Origin of the sequence: Actinospineispora spinosispora DSM 44797, from assembly GCF_000429025.1 — a bacterium.
Classification (GTDB): Bacteria; Actinomycetota; Actinomycetes; order Mycobacteriales; family Pseudonocardiaceae; genus Pseudonocardia; species Pseudonocardia spinosispora.
The window spans coordinates 1-26,339 of sequence record NZ_AUBB01000050.1; the positions used below are offsets into that span (position 1 = coordinate 1).

General features: G+C 65.4%; 28 protein-coding genes and 4 pseudogenes. 8 read left to right on the forward strand and 24 right to left on the reverse strand.

The genetic code is table 11. The annotated features are described in order from the left end of the window. Nucleotides 1–86 precede the first annotated feature (86 nt). The 3 genes and pseudogenes from G406_RS0120725 to G406_RS48450 all read right to left on the reverse strand — a co-directional run. Nucleotides 87–347: pseudogene (locus G406_RS0120725) on the reverse strand (transposase); the annotation flags it as partial. Continuing rightward, nucleotides 323–445 (reverse strand): hypothetical protein, encoded by a 123-nt coding sequence (locus G406_RS59790; RefSeq protein ID WP_425414605.1) that lies wholly within the window; start codon nt 443–445, stop codon nt 323–325. The pseudogene G406_RS0120725 and the gene G406_RS59790, both read right to left, overlap by 25 nt. 158 nt (nt 446–603) lie before the next feature. Then, the gene (locus G406_RS48450) at nt 604–933 is read right to left on the reverse strand and encodes a PhoU domain-containing protein (protein ID WP_156935025.1); all 330 of its coding nucleotides are present in this window, start codon (nt 931–933) and stop codon (nt 604–606) included. Between the two features lie 418 nt (nt 934–1,351). Here G406_RS48450 and G406_RS48455 point away from each other — a divergent pair, with 418 nt between their 5' ends. Continuing rightward, on the forward strand, nt 1,352–1,717 hold the full coding sequence (locus tag G406_RS48455) for a helix-turn-helix domain-containing protein (RefSeq protein ID WP_084216257.1): 366 nt from the start codon (nt 1,352–1,354) through the stop codon (nt 1,715–1,717). A gap of 263 nt (nt 1,718–1,980) precedes the next feature. Here G406_RS48455 and G406_RS0120745 read toward each other — a convergent pair whose 3' ends face one another. Next, the gene (locus tag G406_RS0120745; RefSeq protein WP_028935297.1) at nt 1,981–2,517 is read right to left on the reverse strand and encodes a PadR family transcriptional regulator; all 537 of its coding nucleotides are present in this window, start codon (nt 2,515–2,517) and stop codon (nt 1,981–1,983) included. Between the two features lie 54 nt (nt 2,518–2,571). Between G406_RS0120745 and G406_RS0120750 the strand changes: the two genes are divergently transcribed. After that, complete coding sequence (locus tag G406_RS0120750; protein ID WP_028935298.1) at nt 2,572–3,345, forward strand: crotonase/enoyl-CoA hydratase family protein; 774 nt, start codon at nt 2,572–2,574, stop codon at nt 3,343–3,345. 234 nt (nt 3,346–3,579) lie between these two features. On the opposite strand, the gene G406_RS0120755 is transcribed toward G406_RS0120750, so the two are convergent. Together G406_RS0120755 and G406_RS55945 are read right to left on the reverse strand one after the other, a co-directional pair. Beyond that, nucleotides 3,580–3,903, reverse strand: a complete 324-nt coding sequence (locus tag G406_RS0120755; protein WP_028935299.1) for a PASTA domain-containing protein — start codon at nt 3,901–3,903, stop codon at nt 3,580–3,582. 357 nt (nt 3,904–4,260) lie between these two features. Further along, nucleotides 4,261–4,446 (reverse strand): annotated as a pseudogene (locus G406_RS55945) (IS256 family transposase); the annotation flags it as partial. 518 nt (nt 4,447–4,964) lie between these two features. Between G406_RS55945 and G406_RS0120765 the strand changes: the two are divergent. Beyond that, entirely contained in the window at nt 4,965–5,831 is an 867-nt protein-coding gene (locus G406_RS0120765; protein WP_245607177.1) for an MFS transporter, read from the forward strand. A 1,082-nt stretch (nt 5,832–6,913) separates the two neighbouring features. Here G406_RS0120765 and G406_RS0120770 read toward each other — a convergent pair. From G406_RS0120770 to G406_RS48475, 8 genes are all read right to left on the reverse strand, one after another. Further along, nucleotides 6,914–7,522 carry a helix-turn-helix domain-containing protein gene (locus G406_RS0120770; protein WP_037077654.1) on the reverse strand — a complete coding sequence of 203 codons (609 nt, stop codon included), beginning with the start codon at nt 7,520–7,522 and terminating at the stop codon, nt 6,914–6,916. A gap of 109 nt (nt 7,523–7,631) precedes the next feature. Beyond that, complete coding sequence (locus G406_RS48460) at nt 7,632–8,285, reverse strand: response regulator (protein WP_281172496.1); 654 nt, start codon at nt 8,283–8,285, stop codon at nt 7,632–7,634. 106 nt (nt 8,286–8,391) lie between these two features. Beyond that, the gene (gene istB, locus G406_RS0120780; protein ID WP_281172497.1) at nt 8,392–9,123 is read right to left on the reverse strand and encodes an IS21-like element helper ATPase IstB; all 732 of its coding nucleotides are present in this window, start codon (nt 9,121–9,123) and stop codon (nt 8,392–8,394) included. 60 nt (nt 9,124–9,183) lie between these two features. Beyond that, a complete protein-coding gene (gene istA, locus G406_RS48465; RefSeq protein WP_037077678.1) occupies nt 9,184–10,746 on the reverse strand; it encodes an IS21 family transposase in 1,563 nt (520 codons plus the stop codon). A 146-nt stretch (nt 10,747–10,892) separates the two neighbouring features. Further along, complete coding sequence (locus G406_RS59795) at nt 10,893–11,045, reverse strand: histidine kinase dimerization/phosphoacceptor domain-containing protein (RefSeq protein WP_084216266.1); 153 nt, start codon at nt 11,043–11,045, stop codon at nt 10,893–10,895. A gap of 162 nt (nt 11,046–11,207) precedes the next feature. After that, nucleotides 11,208–11,612 (reverse strand): hypothetical protein, encoded by a 405-nt coding sequence (locus tag G406_RS48470; RefSeq protein ID WP_156935027.1) that lies wholly within the window; start codon nt 11,610–11,612, stop codon nt 11,208–11,210. A 53-nt stretch (nt 11,613–11,665) separates the two neighbouring features. Next, a complete protein-coding gene (locus G406_RS57065; protein ID WP_156935028.1) occupies nt 11,666–11,914 on the reverse strand; it encodes a hypothetical protein in 249 nt (82 codons plus the stop codon). 194 nt (nt 11,915–12,108) lie between these two features. Then, nucleotides 12,109–12,990, reverse strand: coding sequence for a MinD/ParA family ATP-binding protein (locus G406_RS48475; RefSeq protein ID WP_156935029.1), 882 nt, complete (start codon nt 12,988–12,990; stop codon nt 12,109–12,111). Between the two features lie 411 nt (nt 12,991–13,401). Between G406_RS48475 and G406_RS0120800 the strand changes: the two genes are divergently transcribed. Next, a complete protein-coding gene (locus tag G406_RS0120800; protein WP_156935030.1) occupies nt 13,402–13,683 on the forward strand; it encodes a hypothetical protein in 282 nt (93 codons plus the stop codon). A gap of 830 nt (nt 13,684–14,513) precedes the next feature. Here the strand turns inward: G406_RS0120800 and G406_RS59415 are convergent. Beyond that, nucleotides 14,514–14,639, reverse strand: a complete 126-nt coding sequence (locus G406_RS59415; protein ID WP_281172498.1) for a hypothetical protein — start codon at nt 14,637–14,639, stop codon at nt 14,514–14,516. Further along, nucleotides 14,636–14,788 carry a hypothetical protein gene (locus tag G406_RS57840; RefSeq protein ID WP_169736748.1) on the reverse strand — a complete coding sequence of 51 codons (153 nt, stop codon included), beginning with the start codon at nt 14,786–14,788 and terminating at the stop codon, nt 14,636–14,638. The genes G406_RS59415 and G406_RS57840 overlap by 4 nt, the downstream gene beginning before the upstream one ends. On the opposite strand from G406_RS57840, the gene G406_RS0120825 reads away from it, so the two are divergent. Next, nucleotides 14,787–15,605, forward strand: coding sequence for a MerR family transcriptional regulator (locus tag G406_RS0120825; protein ID WP_028935305.1), 819 nt, complete (start codon nt 14,787–14,789; stop codon nt 15,603–15,605). The genes G406_RS57840 and G406_RS0120825 overlap by 2 nt on opposite strands. 71 nt (nt 15,606–15,676) lie before the next feature. On the opposite strand, the gene G406_RS59420 is transcribed toward G406_RS0120825, so the two are convergent. The 7 genes and pseudogenes from G406_RS59420 to G406_RS57080 all read right to left on the reverse strand — a co-directional run bounded on the left by G406_RS59420 (nt 15,677) and on the right by G406_RS57080 (nt 22,123). Continuing rightward, a complete protein-coding gene (locus tag G406_RS59420; protein WP_281172499.1) occupies nt 15,677–15,799 on the reverse strand; it encodes a hypothetical protein in 123 nt (40 codons plus the stop codon). A gap of 71 nt (nt 15,800–15,870) precedes the next feature. Further along, nucleotides 15,871–16,467, reverse strand: a complete 597-nt coding sequence (locus tag G406_RS54255; protein ID WP_051342441.1) for a TetR/AcrR family transcriptional regulator — start codon at nt 16,465–16,467, stop codon at nt 15,871–15,873. Between the two features lie 40 nt (nt 16,468–16,507). Beyond that, nucleotides 16,508–18,202 (reverse strand): amidohydrolase, encoded by a 1,695-nt coding sequence (locus G406_RS0120840; protein ID WP_028935306.1) that lies wholly within the window; start codon nt 18,200–18,202, stop codon nt 16,508–16,510. Next, nucleotides 18,202–19,698 carry a carboxylesterase/lipase family protein gene (locus G406_RS48490; RefSeq protein ID WP_084216261.1) on the reverse strand — a complete coding sequence of 499 codons (1,497 nt, stop codon included), beginning with the start codon at nt 19,696–19,698 and terminating at the stop codon, nt 18,202–18,204. The genes G406_RS0120840 and G406_RS48490 overlap by 1 nt, the downstream gene beginning before the upstream one ends. Before the next feature lie 757 nt (nt 19,699–20,455). After that, a pseudogene (locus tag G406_RS57075) lies at nt 20,456–20,572 on the reverse strand (IS481 family transposase); the annotation flags it as partial. Between the two features lie 27 nt (nt 20,573–20,599). Beyond that, nucleotides 20,600–21,734 (reverse strand): annotated as a pseudogene (locus G406_RS48495) (Mu transposase domain-containing protein). Between the two features lie 53 nt (nt 21,735–21,787). Beyond that, nucleotides 21,788–22,123, reverse strand: coding sequence for a hypothetical protein (locus G406_RS57080; RefSeq protein ID WP_156935031.1), 336 nt, complete (start codon nt 22,121–22,123; stop codon nt 21,788–21,790). Nucleotides 22,124–22,527: 404 nt separating this feature from the next. Between G406_RS57080 and G406_RS48500 the strand changes: the two genes are divergently transcribed. The 3 genes from G406_RS48500 (at nt 22,528) to G406_RS0120890 (ending at nt 25,623) form a co-directional block, all read left to right on the forward strand. Further along, nucleotides 22,528–23,475, forward strand: coding sequence for an RNA polymerase subunit sigma-70 (locus tag G406_RS48500; protein WP_084216262.1), 948 nt, complete (start codon nt 22,528–22,530; stop codon nt 23,473–23,475). Between the two features lie 10 nt (nt 23,476–23,485). After that, complete coding sequence (locus G406_RS0120885; protein ID WP_028935311.1) at nt 23,486–24,064, forward strand: dihydrofolate reductase family protein; 579 nt, start codon at nt 23,486–23,488, stop codon at nt 24,062–24,064. Between the two features lie 341 nt (nt 24,065–24,405). Then, nucleotides 24,406–25,623 (forward strand): cytochrome P450, encoded by a 1,218-nt coding sequence (locus G406_RS0120890; protein WP_028935312.1) that lies wholly within the window; start codon nt 24,406–24,408, stop codon nt 25,621–25,623. A 252-nt stretch (nt 25,624–25,875) separates the two neighbouring features. Here G406_RS0120890 and G406_RS48505 read toward each other — a convergent pair whose 3' ends face one another. Continuing rightward, a complete protein-coding gene (locus G406_RS48505) occupies nt 25,876–26,229 on the reverse strand; it encodes a hypothetical protein (protein ID WP_037077659.1) in 354 nt (117 codons plus the stop codon). Nucleotides 26,230–26,339: the final 110 nt, after the last annotated feature.

A 26,339-nucleotide genomic window follows, 5' to 3' on the forward strand; every position in this document is an offset into this window, starting at 1 on the left:
CCCTCAACTTCAGCAGGCCGCTGCGACAGCCCACAGGAGAAGGTCTCCCACCTTCTCGCGATCTAACAGCGCTTTCACGGCGCACTCTCCCCGGTGGTCAAGCCCTTCGCGTAGAGCGAGAGCACGATCTCGTCCACGCCGGCCAGGCGGCGTTGGCGTTTGCGCACGATCTGAGGCTCGAACGTCGCGGCCCGGTCCCGGGGAACGTCAATCTCGACGTGGCCAGAGTGCTCGGTCAAGACCGTCTTGGTCCGGGTTCCGTTGCGGATGTTGTCCACGCCGCCCTCGGCCGCGGCATGTTTCTCATAGCCCAGGTGCTCGGTCATCTCTTCGGCCAGCGCCGACTCTCCTTGGCCAGCCGCACCAACTTGGCCGCGGCCTGCTGTTCAGCCGATTCCTCGGCCGGCTTCTCCCTCGCGCTCACATCGTTGAGTGTCTCGGTCATCACGGGGCCTCCCCGCCGAGCTGCGCTCGGCGCGTCAGGCCGGAAACACCGTTAGATCCACAGTCCCCCTTGCCCGCCGATGCTGGTCAGGTCAGCGACAGGCGGATAGAGGCTGGCCATCCTGAGTGGAAGGCCCAGTGACATGGGGTGGCTGTGGTTCAGCTTTCGCGGCGACCGGTGTCCCCGGTGACGACGTAGTCGAGCTGTCGGGTGATGGATACTGCCTGGTCGGCGAAACGCTCGAAGTAGCGCGCGAGCAGGGCGGCATCGACCCCGACCTGCACCGGATAGGGCGGGTCGGCGCAGGTGACGGCGGTCAGAATTTCGCGGTGCAGGCGGTCGATCTCGTCGTCTGTGCGTTCCTGATCAGGCATGTGCACACCGCTGGGGGCGGCGACGATGCGCTCGACGCGGCGGGAGGCGTGCAGCGCTAACTGTCCAGATGAGCCAGATTTCTCTTCTCGCAGATCACATGCGATCGTATACACGTTCTTTACGTGCGGTGGAATGCAGTGCTCCACTCGGCCGAGCTAAGCCATTTGGTTTACCCGGCCAGCAGCCGGCACCCATTGATGCTCCCGTAGTTTACCAAGCAGCAATGGGAATATTTGAGTTTTGCGTGGCGCTACTTCCCCTAAAACGTTTCTGTATCATATAACTGTTTTAGAAGTGCCCGATCTTCCTTCGTTGGCGCGTCGGGCAACATAGTTGATGGTGGGTTCGCGGAATCGCATTCGGGCGATGAGGATGCGATGTAAGGCAACGTTGACACTGAGCTCTTTCCAACCTGGCGGCGGACGTACGGCGTAGTGGCGCTGAGATAGGTCAAGCCCCTGGTAGACGGGCGATTGTCTAGATCAACTCGTCTCAACCAGGAGCTTCAGGGTGCTTGTTTGCCCCTCTGCGATGCCCGTGTCCAGCCGGGCTCTGCGAGTTCTCGCAGACGCGCTGCGCTATCGCCGCACAGTGCTGGGCAGTCGGTGGCGCCGTCTTTCGGCGGGTGAGCAGGCGCTGCTGGTGTTGGCATATGTGAACAAGGGCGAGACCTACACCGCCTTGGCCGGCGGCTTCGGTGTCGGCACTACGACCGTGTTCCGCTACGTACGTGAGGATGTCGATATCCTTGCCGCCCTGGCCCCCACGCTCGATGACGCGCTCGAGAGCCCCCGCCGCACTTCATGGCGAATCCTCCTGCTTCGTGTGCAAAACGCGCAGCAGCGAGCGACCACGATCCTGACTCGGGCGATCGTAGGTAGCGACCAGTTCGGCTAGCGAATCCCGCATCCGTTCCAGATCAGCGATCCGATGCTGCAATTCGGTCATCAGAGCCTCAGCCATTACCCGTGCCCGGTCGCACTCCTGGGACCGCCTTCAGCCAGCTCCAGCAGCTGGCCGGTCTCGACCAGGCTGAACCCGAGTCGCTACGCCCGCTTGACGAACCGGATGATCTCCACCGCGACGTCGGGATACGCCCGATACCCCGACGGGGATCGCGGCGGTCTCCCGATAAGACCTCGGCGGTGTCGCCGCGTCGCCTACTCCGAGCCGTCGGTCGAGCTGACACCGGGCAGTGTGTCGAGTGAGGACATCCAGTCGAGGACCGCCTGCTCGTACGCGATGCCGAAGCCGACGACGGCCGCGAAGAAGGGATTGTCGGACAGTGCCTCCCGGGGCACGGCGCGGTAGTCCTGGAGGCGTCTTTCGTTAGTTCGGCGGTGCTCGGCGATGAAACCGGACAGCAGCTCAGGGTCGAGGTGCGCACCGAACCACAGCGTGACCAGCAGCGGAATGCGCATCGTCTCATGGCCTGGTGCCCTGGTGAGCCACTCGGCGAACGCCGCGCGCCCCCGGTCTGTGATCGAGTACGGCTGCCCGTCGCGGGAGCGCCGCTGCCCCGCCTCGATGAAGCCCTTGGCCTGCAATCCCTTCAACTCTCGGTATACGTGGCTGGAGGTGACGTTCCAGAAGTGCCGGAATCCCCGGTCGATCTCCTGCAGCAGGTCCCAGCCGGTCTTCGGGCCGTCGTGCAGGAAGCCCAGTAATGACGCCGCCGTCGCGTTCAGTTCATCCACTTGACATTCCCTTCAGGAGGGTCGACGCTCGTATTCCCCAAGGGAAGGTGAGTCATGAGTATCCACTACACCACCGATAGAGCGATCGTCACCATCACTATCGACCGGCCGGAGGTGTCCAACGCCATCGACAGGCCAACCGCGCAGGCGCTGGCCGACGCGATGCGCCGGTTCGACGCCGATCCAGACCTCGCGGTCGCGGTCCTGACCGGCGCGGGAGGAAAATTTTGCGCGGGCGCCGACCTCAAGGCAATGAATGAACACGCCACCGGCCGATCGGTCCGTGTCGAGCCGCACGGCGACGGGCCGGTCGGCCCGACCCGGCTGTTGCTGGGCAAACCGGTGATCGCCGCGATCGAGAAGCTCGCCGTCGCGGGAGGACTGGAACTGGCGTGCTGGTGCGACCTGCGGGTCGCGGCCACCGACGCCGTGTTCGGCGTCTACTGCCGACGCTGGGGCATCCCACTCATGGACGGCGGCACAGTCCGGCTACCCAGACTGATCGGCCACAGCCACGCCCTGGACATGATCCTGACCGGCCGCGCGGTACCCGCGCCCGAAGCCGCCCGCATGGGCCTGGTCAACCGCCTAGTAGCGCCCGGCGAAACCCTCGAAGCGGCACACGCACTGGCTCAAAACATCGCCGAATACCCGAGCGGCGCGATGCGCAGCGATCGTCTCTCGTCCTACGACCAGTGGGAACGCCCCCTACCCGACGCCCTGACCCGCGAATACACCCACGGAATGGCCACCCTGGACACCGGCCAAACCACCGAGGGCATCCGCCAATACAACACCGGCGAACGCCAATACGCAAAACTCACCTGAAAGCCCGCACAAACCGCGTTCACTGTGATTCGCTCGACGAAAGAGGAACCCGACTTCGTCCCTGCTGCATCGCCAACGGGTACGCCGCAACCTTCCCCGCCACCGCTCAGATCCGACTGCCAGACTGTGGATGAGCGCAGCTGAAATCGACCGATCCGTCTGCAATATCACCACGCGCAGGGTGAGCTAGCTGGGCAGAAAGCATCAACATGACTGGCTGAGCGGATCAGCCGGTCAGTGTTGGGGACCGGTGCTGATGACCAGCGTGATCGGTGCCCCTCTGGTAAACGTGGTGCCTGCCGCTGGATCGGTGCGCGTTACCCGGCCGGGTTGGATGGTCATCGAGGGTTCCGCTTTGATGACCATTCTGAACCCGGCATCAACAAGTACCGCACGGGCCGCACTCTGCTCTTGGTTGACCACATCCGGTACCGCGACTGGTTCGGGTAGCAGCACTTCGCTGAGCAATCGAACGAAAACGAGGGTCATCACCACGAGCATCAGGGCAATCCCCGCTCCAATGGTGACCGTTTTGGAGAGCGGGAAGCGGCGTTCCACAGATACTCCTGATCAAGGTCGACGTAGTTACCTACGCATGTACTTATACAGCGTAGCCAGATGCCAGAACCCACACGGTTATAACGAACTAAACGCGACGTTAACGCTCGCGATAACCGCTGCGGGGAGGACGCCGAGGGTGTAGCGCCAGAACCTAGGCGCCCACGCTGGGCTTTCTCTCCACCGCCGGGCTTGCCTTGCCGTTCGACACAGACCGGACAGGCTCTCCGATCCCGAACGTCGCTGGTGGCGTCATTGCTGGTTCGTGAGCACCCAGCCGCGCACGGCGGCGGTGGCGATCGCTCTGGCGGCGCCGTGCTCGGGTCTGTCTCGTGATCGGTGTTTACGGCGTTAGTGTCAGTAGGTCTCGGCTCCCGGCCAGCGGTCACCAAACGTGATGGCGAATGCGTTGATCACTGGCTTCCATCGCATCGTCCACCTGGCGCGGCCTGTCCCGGTCGGGTCCAGGCTGCGAGTCACAAGGTACAGGCACTTCATCGCGGCTTGCTCGGTCGGGAAATGCCCTCTCGCGCGGATCGCCCGCCAACCCACATTCCTCCCCGGCATGCCGATAGGGACTGGCGCTAGTGTCATAGCCGGGCGGTGTCCGTACATAGGTCACCTCTAACGCGCCGCCAAGGCCCGGAGTGAGCAGCTCATGGATGCTGCCGTCATCGTCCTCTAGGCCGTACGCGCTCAGCCTTCGCCGCTGCGAAGGGTGCACCACCAGGGAATGATGATGCTGTTACCTGTTGACTGAACTATGTTCCTGCATAACCCCAGGTCAGAGGTCATTTTCTGGGCCTGGTAGTTATTTCGCCCATGGATCAAGCGGTGGAGCCGTCACGGGACTTGGTGGCCATGGTCGTGCCGCAAGTGGGCCGTCTCGTCGAGACCGGCGATGTGTGCGAGCCGTACCGTCTCGTCGACGGTGGCGGGGCTGCGGGTGGAGGCGGTCACCGAGTATTTCCGGGATCTGCAGGCGGCAGGCCGGTCGAGGTCGACGCTTCGCTCTTATGGGCTGGATCTGTTGCGCTGGTTCAGGGGTTGCTTACGCCTACGTGGCGGACACCACACCCCCGCAACTCCTGACCCGATCGATGGGCGGGCTCGGTGCGTCGATCACGGCGGCATTCGTACTCGGCCCGGCGACCGGGGCCGCCGTCGCCGACCTGGGTTTCGCCACCACGTCATACCTGGCCGCCGCGTTGGCGGGGGCCAACCTCATGGTCGCCGCCCTCGTGGTGCCGGAGTCTCTGCCGCCATCCCAACGCGCGGCGCACACGGTCTCTCCACGATCCCCCGCCACTCTGCTCGCTGTCTTCCGCCGGCGGTCGTCCGGGATCCTCCTGCTGGCGGGTCTGTGCTCAACATTCGCGTTTGCCAGCATGGAGGCTACCTTTGCACTGCTCGGCGGTGCCCGGTTTGCACTCGGCACAAGCGAAGTTGGATGGATACTCGCTGGGGCTGGGGCCTGTATGGTGATCGTTCAGGGCGTCGGCGTGCACAGGATTGCCCGACAGTGCGGCGACCGGCCCGTCGCGGTTGCCGGGAGCCTGATCATGATGGTCTCGCTGCTCGGTCTACCCATGTTGAGCCTGTGGGGCACTGTCACCACCGCACGCCTGTTGTGCGTCGGATTCAGCCTGGTGACGCCGACCTTGGCTACGCTGCTGATAAGGAGCAGCGGATCGACCAGTCGGGTTGCAACCCTGGGAGCCAACCAATCGGCGGCCGCCGTGGCCCGCGCGCTAGGGCCAGCCTGCGCCGGAGTGTTGTTCGATCAACGGCTCGCCCTGCCGTATCTCGCGGCTGCCGTCGTCGCCGCGATCAGCGCCGCAGCGCTACGGCTCGCCGCCGTTAGCACCGCCCGCCCCCGCCAGAACCTCGGGAGACTATCCGCCGGTCCCACGAAGGACCGCTCGTGAACTGAGAACGACGCCATGTGAAGTATCCGACTGCGACTGCCGGCCGCAGCGCGTGTAGCCACAATTGAGCCGTCCCGCGTACCACCCACGTGCCAGTCCCTACAGCGTGGGCAGAGCCATGCCATACCCACGCGAGCTCACCTGCCCAGAGCGATACCCCCTAGCCCCAGGAGGGGTGGCCACCCGGGCGAGCGAGCACCGGCGCTGAAACCAACATGCTCAGCAATCAGGCCTACCTCGCAGTGCACCACCGCCCAGTCATCGACTGGACGAGCGTCGGCGTGGAGCGATGGTCAGCGCGATTGACAGCCTGCCGTGTGCATGCTCGGCAACATCCGCGCGGTGCACAGCCATCGGCGCGGGCTGGGGCCGGCGCCGACGAATCCGATCAACACGGCTCGCCCGCCTGGCATACAGAATCTGGGTCGGACCGCCAGTTCACGTCACGTGTCGCGTTTCCATCACCTGCCGGCAAGCAGCTCCCGAGCCTGGCCTAGTAGACGCCGGCCCGTCCGGGGTGCGATGTCAATACCCAAGATGTCGCGGACCATCTCGCCTCTGACTGAGCTGGGGTTCTCCACGGCAGCCAGGTACCGCGCAAGCTTCGCCGCCCGAGAGTCCGGCCTACGAGGCCGGGCTTGCGCGTCGGTGTCGCGGGTAGTCCCCTCGGCCGGCCCTGCCCTCACCGCCTCAGCACCAGATCGCAGGACTTGAACATCACTGGGGATGGGCTCTCCGATCCGGGACGACTCATCGGTGAATGCCACGTCAGCTTGCTGTGGTTCTGTCGGTACTACCGACGCAGTGACGGAATCTGACGGAGATAACTCGACGGCCGCAGTGCAAACAACAGAGCCAATGCTCACCTGAAAGCATATCACACAAGTATCCATTCATTTTGCGGGTAATATCCACTTTTCGGTGCGGCTCTGAAGCCGCATGCATGGATCGTCCATAGTTACTACTCGACACACGATTAAACCGAGGCTATGATCCGTTTAAATCTAGCCCGATTCTGTTACTGTTTGTGTCAACGTCAGCCGCTCGTGCGCTGAGGTCCCAGCCGTAGCGTCAGCCTAGAATCACTGGCTCGGCGACATGGCAACCCAGAGCGCGGTACAGGATTCGTCTCCTGGGTTGACATACCAATGCGGAATCATGGAGCAGTAACGGATCGAGTCGCCCGGCCCAAGCTCGTAGCGATGACCATCCAAGTACACGTCCTTGTGCCCGGAGACCACCAGCCCGAGCTCTTCGCCCCGATGCCGGTACGGCCTGACGCTGGAGTCATGACCGGGCGGCGTCCTCACCCATGTCGCCTCCATCGCACTATCAAGGTCCGGGGTCAGCAGCTCATGACTACTACTGCCCTCATCCCCCAGGCAATACCCACGCAACCTGCGCCGCGCCGAACGCCGAACTACCGGGGCGGGACGCTGGTCGGACGTCTGAAACAACCTGGCCACCGAGACGCCCAGACCGTAGGCGAGCTGGGCCAACGTACCAACCGACGGGTTGGCCAGGCCGCGCTCGATTTGGCTGATGCTGCCTGTGCTCAAACCCGCTATCTCACTGAGCTGCTCGAGTGTGAGGTTCGCGTCCTTGCGCATAGCGCGAACCTGCTCACCCATCTCGGCGAGCAGCGCCAAGGTCGGCACGCCATCTCGCGCGGCGGGATCATCTTCGACCATCTCACACCCCGCGTTCAATCGGACCAGCTACTTCTGGGAACGTTGCTGGTTCCCTAGTATTCCGAACCCTCCATGGGCCGTAGCGTGGCAGGTCTGGGTAGGGGCAACCTCAGCCGTGCTGTGCCGCAACACCCTGCGACACGGCGAGGTGTCGGGGACGGTGATCGTGCGCCTGCTCGTGTCCACGCATCGGGGTGAACAGATCGTCGGTTCTTATCGTCCCGATCATTGCCCGAGGCGCCTGCAGTACGTTCTCCGATGTTTGCCCGAGAAGGCCATGAGCGGCCGCATAGGCCACTGCGTCACCTCGCGATCGGGCCCCGGTCTTGGTGAATAGATTGTTGATGTGTGTCTTGACAGTCACCACTGCAATTCCCAGCCGGAGAGCGATGTCGGCATTACGAAAGCCTTCAGCCAGCAGACGCACAACTTCAGTCTCCCGCAGGCTGAGATCAGGCTCATCAGTTGTCGCGGTGTGAAGGTAGGCAAGTAGGACTGCCTGAGTCGTGGCCGGCAAGACTGGCCGCCCAGCCATCACGTCGGTAATCGCCTCGAGGACCTGACCGGGTGAAGAATCCTTACCGAGCACGCCCGATGCACCGGCGCGTAATGCGGGCAGCACGGTGGCGTCATCTAGGTAGGCTGTCAGAATGAGCACGGCGATCTCAGGATTGTGGGACCGAATTCTGCGGGTCGCCTCCACCCCATCGACGCACGGCATGCGAAGGTCCATCAGGACCACATCTGGTTGCAGCCGTGTCAATGGCCAGTTGGATCTCCCCGGTGGCGGCCAGATGTTCTCCCCGCTGGCGGCCAGTTCGTTCTCCCCGACGGCGGCCAGATAGCTTCCCGCTCGGGTGGTTGAGGTGTCAGTTCAAGGGGCGAACTCCTTCGCCATTGGTGGCCTGGGTGAGGCGGTAGCTGTCACCCTCGGTGACCACGATGTGTGCGTGGTGCAAAAGACGATCGACAGTCGCGGTGGCCAAGGTTTTGGGCATGATCTTGTCGAAGCCCGATGGGTGCAGATTCGAGCTGACGGCGAGGGTGCGGCGTTCGTAAGCGGCATCGACGAGGCGATAGAAGCCTTCGGCGGCGTCCGGGCTGACGGGCAGCAGCCCGATGTCGTCGACGAAGATCAGGTCCGAGCGCATGACCTTGGCGATGGCACGGCTGATGGAGTCGTCGACGCGGTGGCGGCGGACGAGCGCGCCGAGGTCCTCGATGGAGAACCAGGTGACGATGTGTCCGGCTTCGACCGCGGCCTGGCCGAGTGCTTCGCAGAAGTGGCTCTTGCCGGTGCCCGAGGGCCCGCAGATCGACAGGTTCTCGATGTTGGTGACCCATTCCAGGGTGCGCAACGCGTCTTGGGTGCGGCGCGGGATGGAGGAGATCTCCTCGCGCCAGTCGCCGAAGGTCTTGCCGGCGGGGAAGCCGGCGCGGTGGCGGCGGGTGCGCAGGTTCGCCGCATCCCGGCCGGCGGCTTCCTCGGCGAGCAGGACGCGAACGACCTCGGCGGGGTCCCAGCGTTGTGCCTTGGCGGTGGGGATCAGGTCGGTGAGCGCGCGGCGGATGTGGGGTAGCTTCAGCCGCTTGGTCAGCATCAGGGCTTCGGCGAGCGGGTCACCGGTGGAACCGGCGACCCTCAGAGGTGCGGCGGGCATCTAACGGGACTCGCTTTCGTCATCGACGCTGCTGGGCAGTGTGCGGGCAGAGGTGTCGTCCTCGGTGGCAGTGGACCCCAGCCGGGACCAGGCCGAGGTGCCTGGCTGCAGGGAGTGGTCCTCACTAGGCCGGATCGGTTCGGTCTCTTCACGGCCGATGTTGTATGTGAGGATGCGGATCAGATCGTTGTCGGCGAACCGCCCGGCGATCGCGGCGATCCCAAGTGCGCGGTCGACCTCGGCCGCGGGGTGCAGCTTGGCGAGGGTGACCGCCTCGGCCATCTTCGGTCGGATCCGGCGGACCCCAGTCGCGGCGGCCTCGGTCAGCCAGGAGCTCGCCCCGTCGCCCAGGGCAAGGAACGCGGTCTCCTCCGCGGTGCGCGGCTTCGGGGTGCGTTCGCCGTGATGGTCGTTGCGCGGCGGGTAGTGCTCGTCGTTGATCGACGGGGTGCCCGGGGTGGTGCGGTGATGGCGGGCGATCTCGAACGGGTGCCCGTGGTCGTCGACGCCGGTGACGATCAGCTCGTCGCCGTGCCAGCGGACCCAGACCCGGGTGTCGGCCAGCTGCATCTGGGTCGGGACCGAGTAGCGGGCGCCCTCGACCGACACCGTGGAGTCCCAGGTGACACGGCGGGTGGTGCCGAACGCGACGGTGAACGGCTCGCGGGTGATCGGGTGCAGCCGGGTCCGTTCCTCGGCCAGCGACTCGACCGGTGGCCGCCGGGTCTCCCGATGCGGGCGGGCATTGACCTCGGTGCAGAAGTCGCGGCAGGCGGCCTCGAGCTCGCCGAAGGTTCGGTACTGGCCCAGCAGGTTCGCCTCGGCCGGGACCAGGTCGGCCTTGGCGATCCGCACCGTTGCCTCCGACCCGCCCTTGGTCTGCGGATCTGCTGGCATACAGGTGCGGATCGAGAGCCCGTAGTGGCGTCCGACCTCGACGATGTCGGGGTTGCGCACCGCGATACCGGCGATGTGGTCGGTCGAGACCGTCTTCTCGTTGTCGGTCAGCGCGTAGGTCGGGACCCCGCCGATCCGACGCAGGGTCGTATCCAGACACGCCACCACCGTCGGCAGCGTCTTGTCCCAGACCGGGATCACCACCCGAAACCGCGACCACGCCAACCACGCGCACCACAGCTGCGTCTGCCGGCCCTTGATCCGCGGGCCATGCCCCCAATCCCACTGCAGCCAGAGCCCGGGCTCAGGGATCCACGGCCGGAACACCCTCCTCTGCCCTGCCTTGAGCTGGGCCTTGACCTGCGCGACCGTCCGTCGGGTCGTGCGCTCTGCACCGGCGAACCCCATCGCGGCGATCCGCCGGTGCACGACATCCGCGCGGACCTTCCCATTCGAGCGGACCACCAGCTCCTCGATCTTGGGTAGGTACTCGTCGATCGGCCGAACTCGATGCTCCCGCTCGACCGGCGACTCGCCCGCCGCCCGCAACGCCACATACCGAGCCACCGTGTGGTGGTCACACCCGGCCAGCTCCGCCGCGGCCCGGTAGCTCCCCGTGAGGTCATACGCCTCCAGGATTTCCATGATCTCCCTGCTGTTCTTCATGTCGCGCAGCCAACCCGCGCGACCCGTCGAAACGATCACTGGGGAGAACATCTGGCCGTACACGGGGAACTCGGTGGCCACTGCTGGGGAAACAAGTGGCCGCCCACGGGGATCTTCTACTGGCCGCCGTCACCTCAGCGCTGCCATCACCGCTCCCCACCGGGCGCCGTCCAGATCCATCCGAGGTACTGGCAACACGAGACCGCGTCGCCATCGGTGAGTATTGCTTGTGCGGTCTGAACCTGTAGGAGCAGACCCGGCAGTTGGTGCGCCAGGCCGTCGTGCAGGTCACGAGCTATCCGCGTCCGCTGGCGCCGGCGACGGTTCTACGTTACGAGAACACCGCCGGCCGGTTCCTGCGCGAACAGGCGATGGCCGACGGGTCGTTCGAGCCGTCGACGTTGCTCGGTGCAGACGTCAACGCTTACTTACTGCGGGAATGCGCTCGGGTGTCGGCCGGATCAGCCAAGGGACGGGTCGCGGAGCTGCGCTCGATACTGCGGTTTCTGTATCTGCAGAACCTCACTTCGCTGCGGCTGGGCGCCGCCGTGCCGCCGGTCGGTGGATGGCCCCAGCGCCAGGCCCGCTTCCGCCGCCGCGACAATGCCCAGCCGCGGCAATCCCACCACCGCGCTCCACGTCCCCGTTGCCGATGCCTCCGCCATGACCGCGAGCACGACAGGAGTCGAGGAGCGCACCCGCACGACAGTGACCCGGCGCAGTCCCTCGCCTGGGAACAGCGGCCTCAACAGCGGCGACACGGGCAGCAGCGATTCCTCCCGTACCGCGCCCGGTCGGTGCTTGCGTTGTCCGGACTCCTCCAGCCCTCGCATCGCACGCCGCGGCAGCCCCTTGGCATGGGCCAACCGCTCAGCCTGATCACCTGCTACTGCCGCCGGCATAGCGCTGCCCAAGGCGATCAGGAGGAGCTGGTGGGAGAAGCGTGTCGCGGGCGCGGGTCCATCTGAGCGCGCAAGGCGTTCGCCAGTCCACGTACTGCTCGTCGGATCTCCGGGGCCATTCCTCGGCCGGCCACCAGCTCGTTCGCCGTGGCGTACAGTACCGCCCGGACCTGGCCGGCGCTGGCGGAATCCAACGCGAATCCCGCCGGCAGCAGCCCAGCCACAGCGTGCAGCACATCTGCCTCCTCGGCCTCTCCTCTACTCACCCGACGATCCCGGTCATACCTCGACCCGCTACCCACCGAACCTCCCCAGTCGCCGTTATCGAACATATGTTCCCCTCAGGTTCGCAAGGTAGTCGATTGTGTTGAACGTCGCCAGTGTGACGGACCACGGCATCTGTCACTTGATCACGACAACTGTCACCGTGGGGCCACCCCCGGCTTCGCCGGCGCGCTGCTCAGAGCGAGAAGTCTTCTGCGATGAGGGCGGCCAGCTCCAGGAATGTGCGTCGGGTGTTGTCCCGCAAAGCGTCGAGTTCGACGCGTTTGCCGGCGGCCAGGTGCGGGTCATAGGGGATCTCGACTACTGCGCGGGTCCGTCCTTGGAACTGCGCTCGGATCTGTCCTCGGTCTGCCCGTGGGCTCGGGCCCTGACAGAGCACCACGACCGCGTCGGAGACGATCTCCGAGTAGCCGTGCTCGGACAGCCAATCCAAGGTAGCGGAGGCCCGCGCCGCCCGGTCCGCGGTGGGCGGGGCAACCAGTACCAGTGAATCAGCCAAGGCGAGCGTTCCCTCGTTCGCCGAGTGCGCTAGGTCTGTGCCGACATCGGTAATAGTGATGTTATAAAACTGGGCTAGCGTCGAGTGCAGCCGCCTGTAATCCATTTTAGTCAGGTCCCGAGAGGTTACCTGGTCCTGTTCAGAGGCCAGCACATGCAGGCGGCCAGCCATACTCATGTAACGCGACACGGCAGTCAGGGAATCGACTTCCGCGAAGTCTTCCAGCAGTTCTCTTGCTGTTCTACCGGTCTGGCCGGTGAGCCGATCGGCCAGTGTGCCAGCGTCACGGTTAGTGTCGACCGCGACAATTCGGTCACCACGGCATTCCGCCAACGTCAGCCCCAGCGCCGCGCACACTGTGGTTCTACCCACGCCGCCTTTCATCGAGCTCACCGCGATCTGGTGCGCCCACGGCAGGCCATGGCGGAGTCGGTTGCGCGGAATATCGCCACAATCTGGCAGACGTACCAGGATGCGGGCGCCTCCACCTTTATCGTTGCTGGCTGGCTGAGTGGGCCGCTTCCAGATTCTGTGCTCTGCTGGCTCGATGTCAGCCAAGTTTCCCTCGAGGAGCGTCTAATCATGCGTGGACGTGGGTGTGGCCCAGCTGCGCCGGGCGATGAGTTGCAAGGCTTACCGGATGACGAGCTCCGCAAGCTCGCAATCACCCTTCCGGTGCCAACCAGCGCCGACCTTTCCATCTGCACCGACGGACTTTCCGTAAAAGAGTCTGCCGAGGCGCTCAGCCGACTCCTTGCCTCTAGGTAACAGAGTTCCATGTGAGTTGGAGAGTTCCTGCAGCTCAGTGTTGGCGAGCGCGATTAGCGTGCTGACGCGGTTGGTAGCTTCGAGCGAGACGAGTCAATATCATAGAACCCGCGCAACTGAGGATATGGGTATCGATCTAATCAGGTTGATCAAACGCTCGACAAGCGTCGGGTTGGCTGAGCGTACGGGATGCTGCACCTGATGGCCGCGCTCGCCGACACCGCGCAGGGCCGCATCGAGAACGCCCGCGACCACATCGCCGAAGCCGCCGACGTTGCATCTCGCCCCGAGGTGGGCGATGGGAACTTCATGCACATGTGGTTCTCCCGCGGCAACGTCGGCATGTGGGAAACCATGCTCGCCGTCGAAGCCGGTGAGGGCGGCAAGACCGTGGAGATCGCCCGCAGCCTCAACCCGACAGGCTCCCGGCGGCGCAGTCACGGCGCGGCATGTGCCAGTTGGCTTGTCTGGATGACTGAGTAGATCTCAGCTAAAAGCTGTCCTCAGCCCTTGCGAATTGAGGCCAGCCGGAAAAGTTTCGAGCACCTGGTTGTGCTCGTCAGTTCCGACCGCAGATGCTCGTCGGAGACGACCGCACCTCTGGATCCGGCAAGGCGATGTTCGCTAGTTTCGGCCACATCTGGCTCTTCCTCCGTCCTGGCTGCTGTGCTGTCGACGAGGAGTTGGTCAACGTGGCGCCCGGAGGCATAGTCGAGGACAGACGACGTTGACCAGCATTCCGTCCGTTGCCATTAAAGCTTGTCCTGTTGTCAGCGGAGTCTGACCGAACGTCGGTTTCTGTCAGCGGGGTTTGTTCTAAGAGGCTCGGAGATCAAGGCGAGTTGGCCCCCTGTCGGCTGATCCAGGCGGTCATGATCTCTGCTGCGAGCCAGTGGTAGCAGGATTCGGCTTGTTGGACGGCGGAGATGCCGTTGTGCAGTCGTGCGAATCGGCATCACGGATGAGCAGGAACGTGATGATGTCGGCGTGCAGTGGTTCGCTGCTGTGGACATTTCTGGAGTTCTCGACGTCGATGGCTTGATGTAGAAGTCGACCACCTCACTGACCGTCTGCTGCCCCCGCCGCGCAGCCTCCCACAGCGACCCTGCTCGATATCCGCGCCGGCCGGGCGGCCGATGAAACGTCATTCCCTGTTGCTGACCGGGGCCATCCAGGTGGAGCGCCACGCGCCGAGCTCGATATCATAGACGCGGAGGGTGGCGCCGTGAAATCCCGGGGCCTTGCCCTCGCCGGGGTGATCACGGCCGGACACCTTCCACACGTCCCTCACCGCACGCCCGCCCACCCAGCATCTACCCGAACCGCAGCGCCCCGCTCATGACAAGGGCCTGCGACCCGTCCGGGTTGTAGATCACGCATTCCGGCGCCCAGGAGCAGACGAACTGGCCGAACCGGTTGCCAGCTCCGGTCTCGCTCAAGTGCTGTGCGGGGCGCCGGGTAGATCGTCGATGGTCAACAAATCCGACGTGATGACATCCTCTTGGTTGATCTTCATCGCGGTCGCGACGATCTCGATGCCGACTACCGTCGACCCTCCCGCACGGGGAGAGTCCAGAATTTGCGCCATGAGCGTGTTGCTGACGATCGGTGACTTCTCCCGGATGACGTACCTGAGCGTGAAAGCGCTACGCCACTACCACGACATCGGCCTGCTGGAGCCCGCGGCGGTCGACCCCGCAAGCGGCTACCGCCTCTACCAACCCGACCAGGTCGCGACAGCACAGGTGATCCGGCGGCTCCGGGATCTGGACATGCCCCTGGACGCGGTCCGCACAGTGTTGCGGGCACCCGACCTGGACGCACGGAACACCGCGATCGTCGAACACCTGCACGGAATGGAACGACGGCTGGAACAGCTGAGCAGCACCGTGACCTCGCTTCGGGTCCTGCTGGAACGGCCCTCGGTCCCGATCGAGGTCGAGTACCGCTCCGCGACCCCGGTACACGTGCTGGCCATCACCGGCCGCGTGAGCATGGCCGACTCCTACGCCTGGTTGGACCAGGCCCAGGAAGAGATCAGCGCGGCGCTGACCGCCCTGGACGTGCGCCGGACGGGACCGGACGGGGCGCTGTACTTCAACGACTTCTTCGAAAACGACGCAGGCAACGTCACCGCGTTCGTGCCGATCACCGGATCGGTGAGCACCCCCGGACGGATCCAAGCAGTCGAGCTACCAGCGGTAGAGCTGGCCGTCACCGTGCACCACGGCACTTCAGCCCAGATCGACCGCACCTACGGGGCACTAGGCACCTACGTGGCACAGCGGGCAGTCGGCGTCACCGGACCGATCCGCGAGCACTACCTAATCACCTCAGCCGACACCGACGTCGAACACCGCCACCGCACCGAAGTCTGCTGGCCGGTATTCCGCACCGGCCAATGACTCTCCCTTAGCCCGGTAAGGAACCCGGTCTTCCGCATTGAAAGCGCGGCCGCCTAGAGCGTGTCACCCAACTATGGTCGGGCGAGGATAACGATCGCGGCGAGTAGGAGCGATAGAACGATCTCGTCCACCCGGGACAACCGCCGCTGACGCTTGCGGACAATGGTCGCCACTGGCTCCAGCGTTTCGGTCATGATCGGTCCTTCCCACCAATCTCACACTCGGCGTGTCGACAAAGATTCAAATCCGCCGTTATTCCGACACTTCAGTTCGTGAGCACCCAGCCGCGCACGGCGGCGGTGGCGATCGCTCTGGCGGCGCCGTGCTCCGGCAGGCGGGTGGGGTCAAGGGAGGACTCCAGCGCGGCGCCGTTGATCAGGGCAATGACGCTGAACACCACGTGCTCGACGGAGAGCTCCGACTGCAACGTGCACTGCTCGAGTGTCCGAGTGAGGTGCTCGCGCCACACATCGGTGGCCAGCCGGTGATCGTCCACGCTGGTGTCTATGTGACGTCCGATGAACGTGGTGACGATCACGAGTGCGCGCAGATCCTCGGCTGTGTCGAGTTTGACCAGGTAGTCGGCCAGGAAGTCGGTCAGCCGCTGGACTGGTGGCCGTCTCTCGTCGCGCAGTGGCGCGAGAAGCTGCTCGGACTGGCCAGCCCAGCCTTCCACCAGCACAGCTCGCAGCAGCGTTGCCTTGTCCCGGAAGTGGTGACAGACCGCACCCCGGGTGAGCCCGATGCGCTGCCCGATCCCTTCCATCGTCGAGCGGTCCCATCCGTGTTCGGCGAACGAGTCCAGCGCCGACGCCAGGATGGCGTCCCGGGTGCGAGCGGCGTCCTGTTTGGTCCTTCTCACGCGGTCATGGTGTCACGTGTCTTTCCGGTCACGGCCGCGCTCAGGGCGAGGTGATCGCGGTCGGGTCGTGCACGACGGTTCCGTCTAGGGCGGTCAGCAGCACGGTAGTTTCCCGGATCTCGTCGACCGGGCATTCGAGGATGTCCCGGTCGAGGACCACGAAGTCGGCCAATTTCCCCTTCTCGATGGAGCCGAGCCGATCTCCCCAGCCGACCAGGAGCGCTCCGTTGCAGGTGTGCATGCGGATCGCCTCGGCGCGGGTGATCGCTTTGGCCGGTGTTATCATGCTGCGTCCGGTCTCGCCGTCGACGCGGCGCAACGACGCCCAGAGTTGGAACATCGGCTCAGGGCGTGCGGCATCGCAGGCTTGCGCGACGGGCACGCCCTCGTCCATCCACCATCGCAGCGGGACGAGGGTTTCCCATCGGTCGTCCGAAAGCTTGTCCAGGTAGAGACGAACGCCCTTGGTGTAGTCCGTGCTCGGGCAGGTTTGGGCGACGATTCCCATCGCGCCTAGCTTGGCAAGCTGCTCGCGGGTCGGGTAGAGCGCGTGCTGCAGAACCCAATGCCTCTCGACCAGCGGTGATTCTCGGTCGACGATCTCTAATGCATCGGTAGCCATGGTGCAGGCCTTGTCTCCGCCCGCGATGATGTTCAGCCGCAGCCGGTGCCGGACCGCCAGGCGGGCGATGTCGACCAGCTGCTCGGTCGACACGGTCGGTGTGCCGTTGCACACTTCGTCATAGACGTTCAGGTACGGCTTGTGCATGACCATGCCGCCGAAGGCGGGACCGCCCGCGTCGATGGTCAGCGTCGCTCCGACGACGGTGAGCTGGTCATCACCGGTGCCCTCGCCCAGCGCATCGTCGAGGCCCGCCATCCACTGGTCGAGCTCCACCATGGAGCGGGTCGCGGGAAACTCATAGGCGTTGACCACGCGGTTGGCCAGCAGGCCCGTCGAGTGGATGGCCCGCAGGTCCGGGACGAAAAAATTGGTGTGCGCCTCGTAGATCGTGGTGACGCCGATGGCCAGATTATCCCGGATAGCGGTGGCGATCGCCGCCCGTCTGGTCTCAGTCGGGACTTGCGGCAGCAAGGCCTGCAGACGACTATTGAGCCGGCTGGGATTGAAGATGGTCAGTCCGTGGACCCGCCCGTTCGGCTCGCCATTCTCGGAATGCCCGATGCGCATCATGTCCTCGTCGGGGGTGGTCCGGTCGATTCCGAGCGCGGCGAGCGCCGCGCTGTTGAAGATGGCCGGATGCGGCCAGAACACCGACGTCGGGATGTAGACGGGATTCTCCGGCGCAGCCTCGTCGAGGTCATCGCGAGTCGGCCAGCGGCGTTCGACCAGACTCTCCGGAAGGTGGAAGTAATCGGGCGGTTCACCGATCGGACTGGTTGCGATCCACTCCCCCGGTTCCGTGATGGCAGCTGCCTCCTCGATGCGTGCGGCGATCTCGGCGATCGAATGCAGCCCGGCGAGATCCGGGTGGGCTAGGCCGAGCAGTCCACGAAAGATCGTGTGTGGGTGGCCGTCGATGAATCCGGGCAGCGCCATGCGGCCGTCCAGATCGACGACCGAGGCGCCGGTGTCGTCGGCAAACGCTCGCATCCGCGCGTTGCTGCCAACGGCGGCGAACCGGTTGCGATCTACCGCGAACGCCTCCGCGACCGAGAAGGCCCCGTCCACGGTCACCACCTTGCCGTTGAGATAGACGGTGGGAACCGACATCAGCTGTCCCTTTTCGACGTGGCCACCTGGCGGGAGTGGATCGCACAGGGCAGCGAGAAATGCATAGTGGCCGCCGCCCTCTGGTCGTGGCGGGGCCATTCGGGCAGCCGGTCGTGGTTCGGGTCCCCGCTGCGGGTGAATGCGATCCAGGCCCGCTGCACCGAATCGACCAAGGGCGCCAACCCCGCACCGGACAGCCCCCCGAGCATCGGCGCGTCCGACCACGCCGCCAGGTTCCCGAAGGCGAACGGGATCTCGATGCAGTGACAGGCACCGAAGGGACTGAGCGGCGGGCTCCAATCGAACCGGTACACCCACGCTGGGTTGCCGTGCTCGGCCAGCAACGTGGCCAGCCGCACGCTGCCGTCGCAGTACATGTGCTCGGTATTCAACCTGATCGCCAGCCGCGCAGGGGAGAGATCGGTCGCCTCGGATACCCGATCGACATCGCCGAGCCACTCCCGAGCGGCCGCAGTGAGCTCGTCCCGGGTCAGCGAACCGAGGCGATCGTCGAATGCGTACTGGGCGGCCGCCTCGTCGCGGTTCGTACCGATCATGAATCGGATGCCGTCCCCGGCCTGAGACCCGACCGTCTCGATCGGATCGGCGGCGACTAGCAGGCCGTCGGCGACGAGTTGAAACGGCCGGGTGAGGTCCAGGAAATGACTGATCCGAGAACCCAGAACCGCCTGCTGAGCAGCCAGAATCTCAGCGACCGACTTCGCCAGCACATCGTTCACCTGGTGCGGCGACAACCCCAGAGCATGCAGGAAACGCACCGCGATCTCGGTCGCGGCAGCCGGGCTCTGCGGCAGGAGCCCGGTCGGCGCGCTCTGGATGATCGCACCGCGACACAGCCCGGTACCTGCCTGACCCGAGAGCATGTCGATGATCGAGATCGCGCCGCCGGACTGCCCCGCGATCGTGACCGCGTTGGGATCACCGCCGAATACGGCGATGTTGTCCCGGACCCAGCCCAGTGCGGCGATCTGGTCGAGCAGACCGAAGTTGCCGGCGCCGAGGTCGGAGCCGAGGTCGGCTAGGTAGAGGTAGCCGAGTGCGCCAAGCCGGAAATTGACGGTGACGACCACGAGGTCGCCGAGACGGGCGAGCGCGGTGCCGTCGTACCAGTCCAGGCCCCCGGAGCCGGAAAACATACCGCCGCCGTGGAAGAAGACCAACACCGGGCGAGGCCGCTGATCCGGGAACGGCGCCCACACGTTGGGGGTCAGGCAGTCCTCCGATTGCGGCGTGGTCCGCACGCCGAACGCCCACCCGACTCGCGCCACCGGCTGAGGGGCCGCCGGTCCCGGACTCGTCATGTCCCGAACCCCGGTCCACCCGTTGACCGGACCCGGGGCGGCGAACCGGGCTGCCCCCACCGGCGGGGCCGCATAAGGGATGCCGAGAAAGGTCCGCACCCCATTCGACTCTCGACCCCTCGAGCGGCCCTGAGCCAGCGCGACCTCACACTCGGATCCACGAGTCTGAGACATCTCAGCCCTCACTCCGAAATTTACGTGACATCATGTATGTATACTGGGTCGGTCCCCACACCGCCAGACCCTGATGGGATGTCTCGCTACTCGAGCCGGTCGGTCGGTCGGTCGGTCCACCATCGCGTTCAGAGTCCGAACAGGTCCACCAAATAGGGCCAGGCTCGCTGACCCATCGCGTGGCGTCGGGCGATCTGGGCGGCGAAGACGTCGGACGGCCACACCTGGTCGTCACCGCCTCCGGTGACAAGCGGGCAAGCCTCGATGCTCTCGACGGGGATCGTCGCCGCCTCGACGGCACCTGGCCGGAGACGGCGACCACTCGCCCACTGGACGCGACCGCATGGCTGTACCCGTTGATCGGCGGCTTTCCGTCAGACCTAAGGTGGAGTTCGTGCATGGCTCCTCCTTGGAGTGACGCCACCGTCCGCTGCCGAAACCGCTACTCAATGGCGATGCGCACGCCAAGCCCGATCAGCACGGTTCCCGTCACCGCTTCGGCCACCCGTCGTATCGAGGGTCGGCGCAACACATCGCCTGCCTGTGCCGTCACCGCAGCGTAGGTCGCCAACCAGATGAAGTGAGCGCGGCGAACAGCGTGCCCAACATCATTAGATTGAGCACTGCCGCGTGGTCTGATGGGGCGAACTGCGGTAGGAGACTTGCGAAGAAGACCGCCATCTTGGGATTGCTGAGATCACTCAGCAGCCCTCGGCTCAGTGCCGTCCAGCGAGTTGGTGGCATTGATCTCGTGCCCGATGCGCTCGATGCGGCTGATCCCGTGGGCGGCGAACCAAGCGCGGGCGCGGTGCACGAACGCGATGGGGGTGACGGCCTTCTCGTCAGGCAAGGCCTCGGCGTAGGCCAGGCGGGAGACTGTCGGTGCGCGGCGCTCACGCTGTTAGGCGCGCGCCGCCGTCGTCGGGGTTCGGGCGGGTGCGGCGAAATCGACGAAGGCGTCGTAGTCGAGCAGCGCGCGCAGCACGACGGTGTGCCCATCGGCATGGGCGCGCTCGCAACGCTGGCGGGCCTCGCTACGCTGCTGATGGTCACGGCGCAAGACTGCGGCGGTGGCGACGTGGGCGGGATCCCCCACGCTGCTTGGCCCAAGACCGGCGATGTCGGGCGACGACCTGCCGCCGCAGAACACCGTCACCGTTTCGGGGAGGCAGTGACATCGACGAACCGGCCGATCATGCGAGGGTCGACTGAGTAGTCGTTGCTGTCCAGACGCACGAAGTAGTCCCGCGTCAGCCGTACTCGGCTGCTCAGCCCGACCGCCGGGTCCATCGGCGGCAACGGGATCATCGCCGCGTAATCGGACTCCAGCACCTCGACCGGGCTCCCATGAATGGCTCGGACGGTGCGCTGGTTGGCCCGTCGAGTCAGCCAATCGGTGACCTGGACGTTGAAATCTTCCGGGCCGCTGAACCGGCGGCCCGGCGGAACGAGGTCTCCAGGTAACCGTTGCCGCGCACGACGATGCCCTTGAACTCCGGGTCGCGGCGCGGGGCGAGCACGGTCCTGGCCGCGAGGCTCCCCGCGAACGCCGCCGCAGCCGCCGTGGGACGCCCGGTCCCGCCGATACCGGCCTCGCGATCCCAGACCAGCACAACACCCGAACGTGCCCCGGCGCGACCGGGACCTTCGTCTCCGGGAACCACAGATCGCACTGCGCGATCTCGCCCGGCTCATAGACGACCCGATCCGCTGGATCGATCCCCACGTACTCCGGCCTGATCTGGCGCAACCGGTCCTTCAACGTCCTCACCGAGTACTCCCACCCGATCCCTTCAGCTATCACCATCGCGGGCATCCGGGGAAACTCCGCCAGTAACGCGCGTACCGCGGGCTCCACCGCGTCCGCCAACGATCCTCGCGGCGCCCGCTCGTATTTCAGCGGCCGCTCCGAGCGCAGCGCCGCCTTCACCGTGTTCCGCGCCAACCAACCCCATCCGCCGAGCGATCTCCGAGATCGAGACACCCTCAGCCCGATGCAACCGGCGAGTCTCTACCCAATCCTCCACCAAGATCACCCTCCCGAGCTTCAAGGGTGGTCAAGTTCCAGTCGTCAGCACCTGGTCAGTATTCAGCCGTCGTCGGCACACCGGCCGAAGATCGCTGCCCGAGCGGGACCGCGACGATGATCTGGTCGGCAGTAACCCGCGAGCTGAGCGTTGCAACCCTGCAAGAACCCGCGTCGGGTGGGCATCGGCCGTCGGCCCGCGGCGATGATGGCAGCGCGACGGTCGAGCTTGGCCTGCAGGCGGGCGATCTCCCGTTCCAGCTGGGCCTGGGCTCCGGCCAGTCGGTGGGGTCCACGCGGGATGCACCCGACCACCGACTCACCCGCTTGGGCGCGCTCCAGCCGCGCCGCCGCGCTCGCCTGTCGTTGCTGTTCGGCCTGGTTCTGCAGCATCTTCACGGGGCCGCAGCCTTGGCGATCATCATCGTTGGCATGGTGATGTCCGGATAGGTTCCGCTGAGATTGAGGTGCTGCACATCTTGCACATAGCCGATGTTGACCGTTTGCGGCGCAGTCCCGGTTCGGCAGGTCGCCGAGCGACCCCGCGTCGACTACCGCGCGAACCTCGGGGACCACGGGAGCGCCGTCGAGCGAGAGCGGCGTTTATCACGGAAGTTTCTGGTCGCGGTCGATTCGTTTGGCGTGAATGGGGGGTCTAACCCTCGTGACAAGCAGAAGAGGTGACCGCAACCGTGCGTTATCGGCGATGGCTCGCGGTGTGCCGGCTAGTGGAGGAGGGTCACCTCCGGGTCGGAGGGTGCCATGGAGGGGGATGTTGGGCTGATGAGGCGATCGGGGAGGGCGTGGCTGCGGTGGGCACCGGGCTCGTAACCGGATTCGAGGAGGTCGCCGGGGCGCTGCGGGGCGAGCTGCTGGCGCACTGCTATCGGATGCTCGGATCATGGGATGAAGGCGAGGACGCGGTGCAGGAAACCTACCTGCGGGGCTGGCGGGGCTGGGACGGCTTCGATGAGCGCTCCTCGGTGCGCACATGGCTGCACCGGATAGCCACTAACGTGTGTCTCAACGCCATCCGCGACCGTGGTCGGCGTGCGCTGCCCTCCGGGTTAGGCGCCCCCACCGACGACCCCGACGCCGCACCGGGGGTGCTGCCACCCCAGAAGTGGGTCCAGCCTTTCGCCGATGACCGGGACGATCTCCGGCTGGCGTTCATCGCTGGTTTGCAGACCCTGCCAGCGACCCAACGGGCGGTGCTGCTGCTGGGTGATGTGCTGCGGTTCCCGGCCACCGGGGTAGCGGAGATGCTGGGCATCTCGGTCGTCGCGGCGAAAAGCAGCTTGCAGCGAGCCCGTGCTCGCATGGTCCAGGTCGCACCTAACCCCTACGCCGTGGTCGAGCCGAGTGCTCCCGCGGCACGCCGCATGCTGGACAGCTGCGTGGACGCGTTCGAAACCGCGAACGTCGAGTTGCTGCTGGCGGTGCTCCGCGACGACGCAACCCTGCAACTGGTGCCGAACCAAACATGGTTCGCCGGCAAAGCAAACTGCTCGCCCGTGCTGGCCGGCGCCGTGGGCAATCCCGGCGACTGGCGCTTGCTACCCACGATTGCTAACGGCCAACCCGCAGCCGAGGTATACCTGCACGGGCAACCTTACGGCCTCACGGTGCTCGATGTGCGCCGCGATGGCATCGCGGACATCACGGTGTTCACCGATCCCGCGCTGGTCAAGAGGTTCATTCCGAGCACACCAAACCCGGCCACCTCTGAGTCTCGACACAGCGAACCCTAGGAGAATCGTTATGCGCAAATTGATCACGGCCCAGTTGGTCACTCTCGATGGGGTTATGCAGGATCCGGGCGGCTTCGGTGAGCTTCCTCACGGGGGATGGTCCCATCAGCATTTCGATGATGAGGCAGTACAACAATCCATCGACCTACACCGGGGTTGCGACCTGTTTCTGTGTGGCCGGGTCACCTATGAGCTTCTGTCGAAGGCCTGGTCGGGCAACACGGGGGAATACCCGGATCTGGTGAACAGCTCACCCAAGTTGGTCGCATCAACCACATTTTCTGAGCCACTCGAATGGAACGCGAGCCTGATCAAAGGTGATGTCGTCGAAGAGATCTCGCGGATCAAACAGGAACCGGGCAAGAACATCGTGTTGTATGGCAGCGCGACACTCCTGCGCACGCTGCTGCGTCACGACCTGGTCGACGAGATTCAGACCTGGGTGTTCCCACTGATCGTGGGCGGTGGGAAGCGCTTGTTCGCCGATTACGTCCCGAGAGCCTTCGAACTCATCGACACCAAACAACTGACATCGGGCATGGTGATCCACTCCTACCGGCCCGTTCGCGGCCCCGTCAAGGAGGCATGAGACATAGGTGACAACCTAACTGTGTCCCGCGATGAGTGGCTGCAGACCCGAGCGCATGGTGGGCCGGCTGGGGAAAGCCGCCCAGCACACCGACCCTTTCCCAGCTCGGGTCAGGGCCTGCTCCACGGCGTAGGTCTTGCCCAGTCCGGCCATGCTGCTGCAACACCTTCTGTGGACACAACAGCTGCTGGCGGAGCTGCCGCTAGTGCTGTCGGACCGCACGATCGTGCGGTCTGCTACACCAGCCCCCGCGCCAACGACACCACGGACTGCGGCTTGAGCTCGTCCACCACTCGGGTAATGGCTTTCCCGCAGCTCGGCGTCGGGCGTACCGTCGGTACGTGCGCCTGGACGACATCGATGTGGTCAGCGGCGCGGCCTACCTAGACGGCCCGCCGCACGAGCAGTTCTCCTACCTGCGCGAGCACGCCCCGGTGTTCCACCAGCAGGTACCCGACCCGGAGCTGGTAGACGAAGTGTGGGTGCTCACCCGGGCCGCCGAAGTGCGCCAGGTCAGCGAGGACCCGGACACCTTCAGCTCGAAACCGAATGTGGCGCTGCGAGCCCGGCAAACCGACGCTGGCCTGCGGGCGGCGGCCGGCAACTTCATCAACCAGGACGACCCGCAGCACCGTCGGCTGCGCTCGATGGTGGCCAAGGCGTTCACCCCGAGGGTGGTGGCGACGTTCACTGAGCACTACCGAGCGCTGACCGCCGACGTCATCGCCAAGGCGCTGCCCCAGGGCGAGTTCGACTTCGTCACCGAAGTCGCCGCCGAGCTGCCACTGCTCGCTATCTGCGAGCTGCTCGGCGCACCCATCTCCGACCGGAGCCGAATCTTTCGCTGGACCAACGCCATCCTGGGCTCCGATGACCCGGAATACGGCGGCGGGCTGGAGGAAGCCGGCCGGGCCATCGCGGAGCTCGGCCGCTACGCGCTCGAGTTGGCCGACGCCAAGCGCGCCGCACCGGGCGACGACATCGTCTCCGCGTTGGCCACCGCCCCACCCGGGCAGCGGCTCAGCGACCCCGAATACGAGGGGTTCATCCTGCTGCTGTTGCTCGCCGGCAACGAGACCACCCGCAACAACATCTCGCACGGCATCGTGGCGCTCACCGGGCACCCGGAGCAGCTCACCACGCTGCGCGCCGACCCCGAGCGCCTGAACGCCACAGTCGAGGAGATCACCCGCTGGGCCAGCCCAGTAAACTTCATGTCCCGCACCGCCACCCGGGACACCGAGCTGGGCGGCCAGCGGATCCGGGTCGGCGACCGGGTCGCTATGTTCTACTCCTCGGCCAACCGTGATCCGGCAATGTTCCCTGGCGGCGAAGTGTTCGACATCGGCCACCGCTACGACCGGCACCTTGCGTTCGGGATCGGCCGGCACTTCTGCCTCGGCGCGCACCTGGCCCGGGTGGAAACCCGCGCGGTGCTGGCTGAGCTGATGGCCACAACCGATGACATCCGGGTCACCGGCCCGGTGATCCGCCAGCAGTCCAGCTTCCTCAACGGCATCAAGCACCTGCCGGTGGCCGTCACCCCACGGACAGAGTGAACACCGCCCGGCCGGGGACACCCCCGGCCCAACGCGGCCAGTGCGCACCGTGCAGGCCAGCACCACGAGGCAGGCCGCGCCCCGCACCAGCCGGACACCCCGGTCTTGCGCTCACACTGCCAAGCAAGCAACCGGCCAAGCGCGGGCGCTGGAAGACCTTCACGGTGGGGCGTCAGACGTCAGCAGCAGCTTTCGCCACCAGCGCACATCGGACGCTGTGTCGGCGACAACGCAGACTAGTGGTTCCGATCCTTAGTTCGTCGGGGGTCTGAGGTCGTGCCAAGCGGTGGGATCGTTGAGGTAGAGGCCGCAGGCGAGGTCTAGAGCGTCCTGGCAGGTTCCAAAGGGCAGCCCGCTGGGGAAGATCGATTCCTGGTAGTCGTCGTGGTCGGCTCGGTAGATCACTACCTGCCAGTCGTGGGCGGAACCGACGTAGCGCAGCCGACAGAGCCGCAACGTCGCTGTGTCGGTGGTGGCCTCGACGTAGGTGAACACTCCGCAGTGGAGCATCGTCAACGTGGTGATCTGCGGCCAACGTTCACGAGCGCGAGCGGCTATCCGCTGTCGCACTGAGTTCTTGGTCGACTCGGGGAACGTAGTCGCCACGAGGTCATCGTGACAGTCCCGTTCATCGTGGCTGAGCTGTTGGGCTCCGCGATGTCACCGTTCGTCACCTAGATGGGTGACCACGGCGTGTCACAGCGCGTCGGTCATGG

What these genes read in the sequence shown, in the direction of transcription:
- G406_RS0120825 (WP_028935305.1), top strand. Translation starts at nt 14,787, where the DNA reads ATGAGCGTGTTGCTGACGATCGGTGACTTCTCCCGGATGACGTACCTG.
- G406_RS0120800 (WP_156935030.1), top strand. Translation starts at nt 13,402, where the DNA reads ATGGCCGCGCTCGCCGACACCGCGCAGGGCCGCATCGAGAACGCCCGC.
- G406_RS0120840 (WP_028935306.1), bottom strand. Translation starts at nt 18,202, where the DNA reads ATGTCGGTTCCCACCGTCTATCTCAACGGCAAGGTGGTGACCGTGGAC.
- G406_RS57840 (WP_169736748.1), bottom strand. Translation starts at nt 14,788, where the DNA reads ATGGCGCAAATTCTGGACTCTCCCCGTGCGGGAGGGTCGACGGTAGTC.
- G406_RS0120770 (WP_037077654.1), bottom strand. Translation starts at nt 7,522, where the DNA reads ATGGTCGAAGATGATCCCGCCGCGCGAGATGGCGTGCCGACCTTGGCG.
- istA (WP_037077678.1), bottom strand. Translation starts at nt 10,746, where the DNA reads ATGAAGAACAGCAGGGAGATCATGGAAATCCTGGAGGCGTATGACCTC.
- G406_RS48490 (WP_084216261.1), bottom strand. Translation starts at nt 19,698, where the DNA reads ATGTCTCAGACTCGTGGATCCGAGTGTGAGGTCGCGCTGGCTCAGGGC.
- G406_RS0120885 (WP_028935311.1), top strand. Translation starts at nt 23,486, where the DNA reads ATGCGCAAATTGATCACGGCCCAGTTGGTCACTCTCGATGGGGTTATG.
- G406_RS59790 (WP_425414605.1), bottom strand. Translation starts at nt 445, where the DNA reads ATGACCGAGACACTCAACGATGTGAGCGCGAGGGAGAAGCCGGCCGAG.
- istB (WP_281172497.1), bottom strand. Translation starts at nt 9,123, where the DNA reads ATGCTGACCAAGCGGCTGAAGCTACCCCACATCCGCCGCGCGCTCACC.
- G406_RS0120750 (WP_028935298.1), top strand. Translation starts at nt 2,572, where the DNA reads ATGAGTATCCACTACACCACCGATAGAGCGATCGTCACCATCACTATC.
- G406_RS59420 (WP_281172499.1), bottom strand. Translation starts at nt 15,799, where the DNA reads ATGACCGAAACGCTGGAGCCAGTGGCGACCATTGTCCGCAAGCGTCAG.
- G406_RS48455 (WP_084216257.1), top strand. Translation starts at nt 1,352, where the DNA reads ATGCCCGTGTCCAGCCGGGCTCTGCGAGTTCTCGCAGACGCGCTGCGC.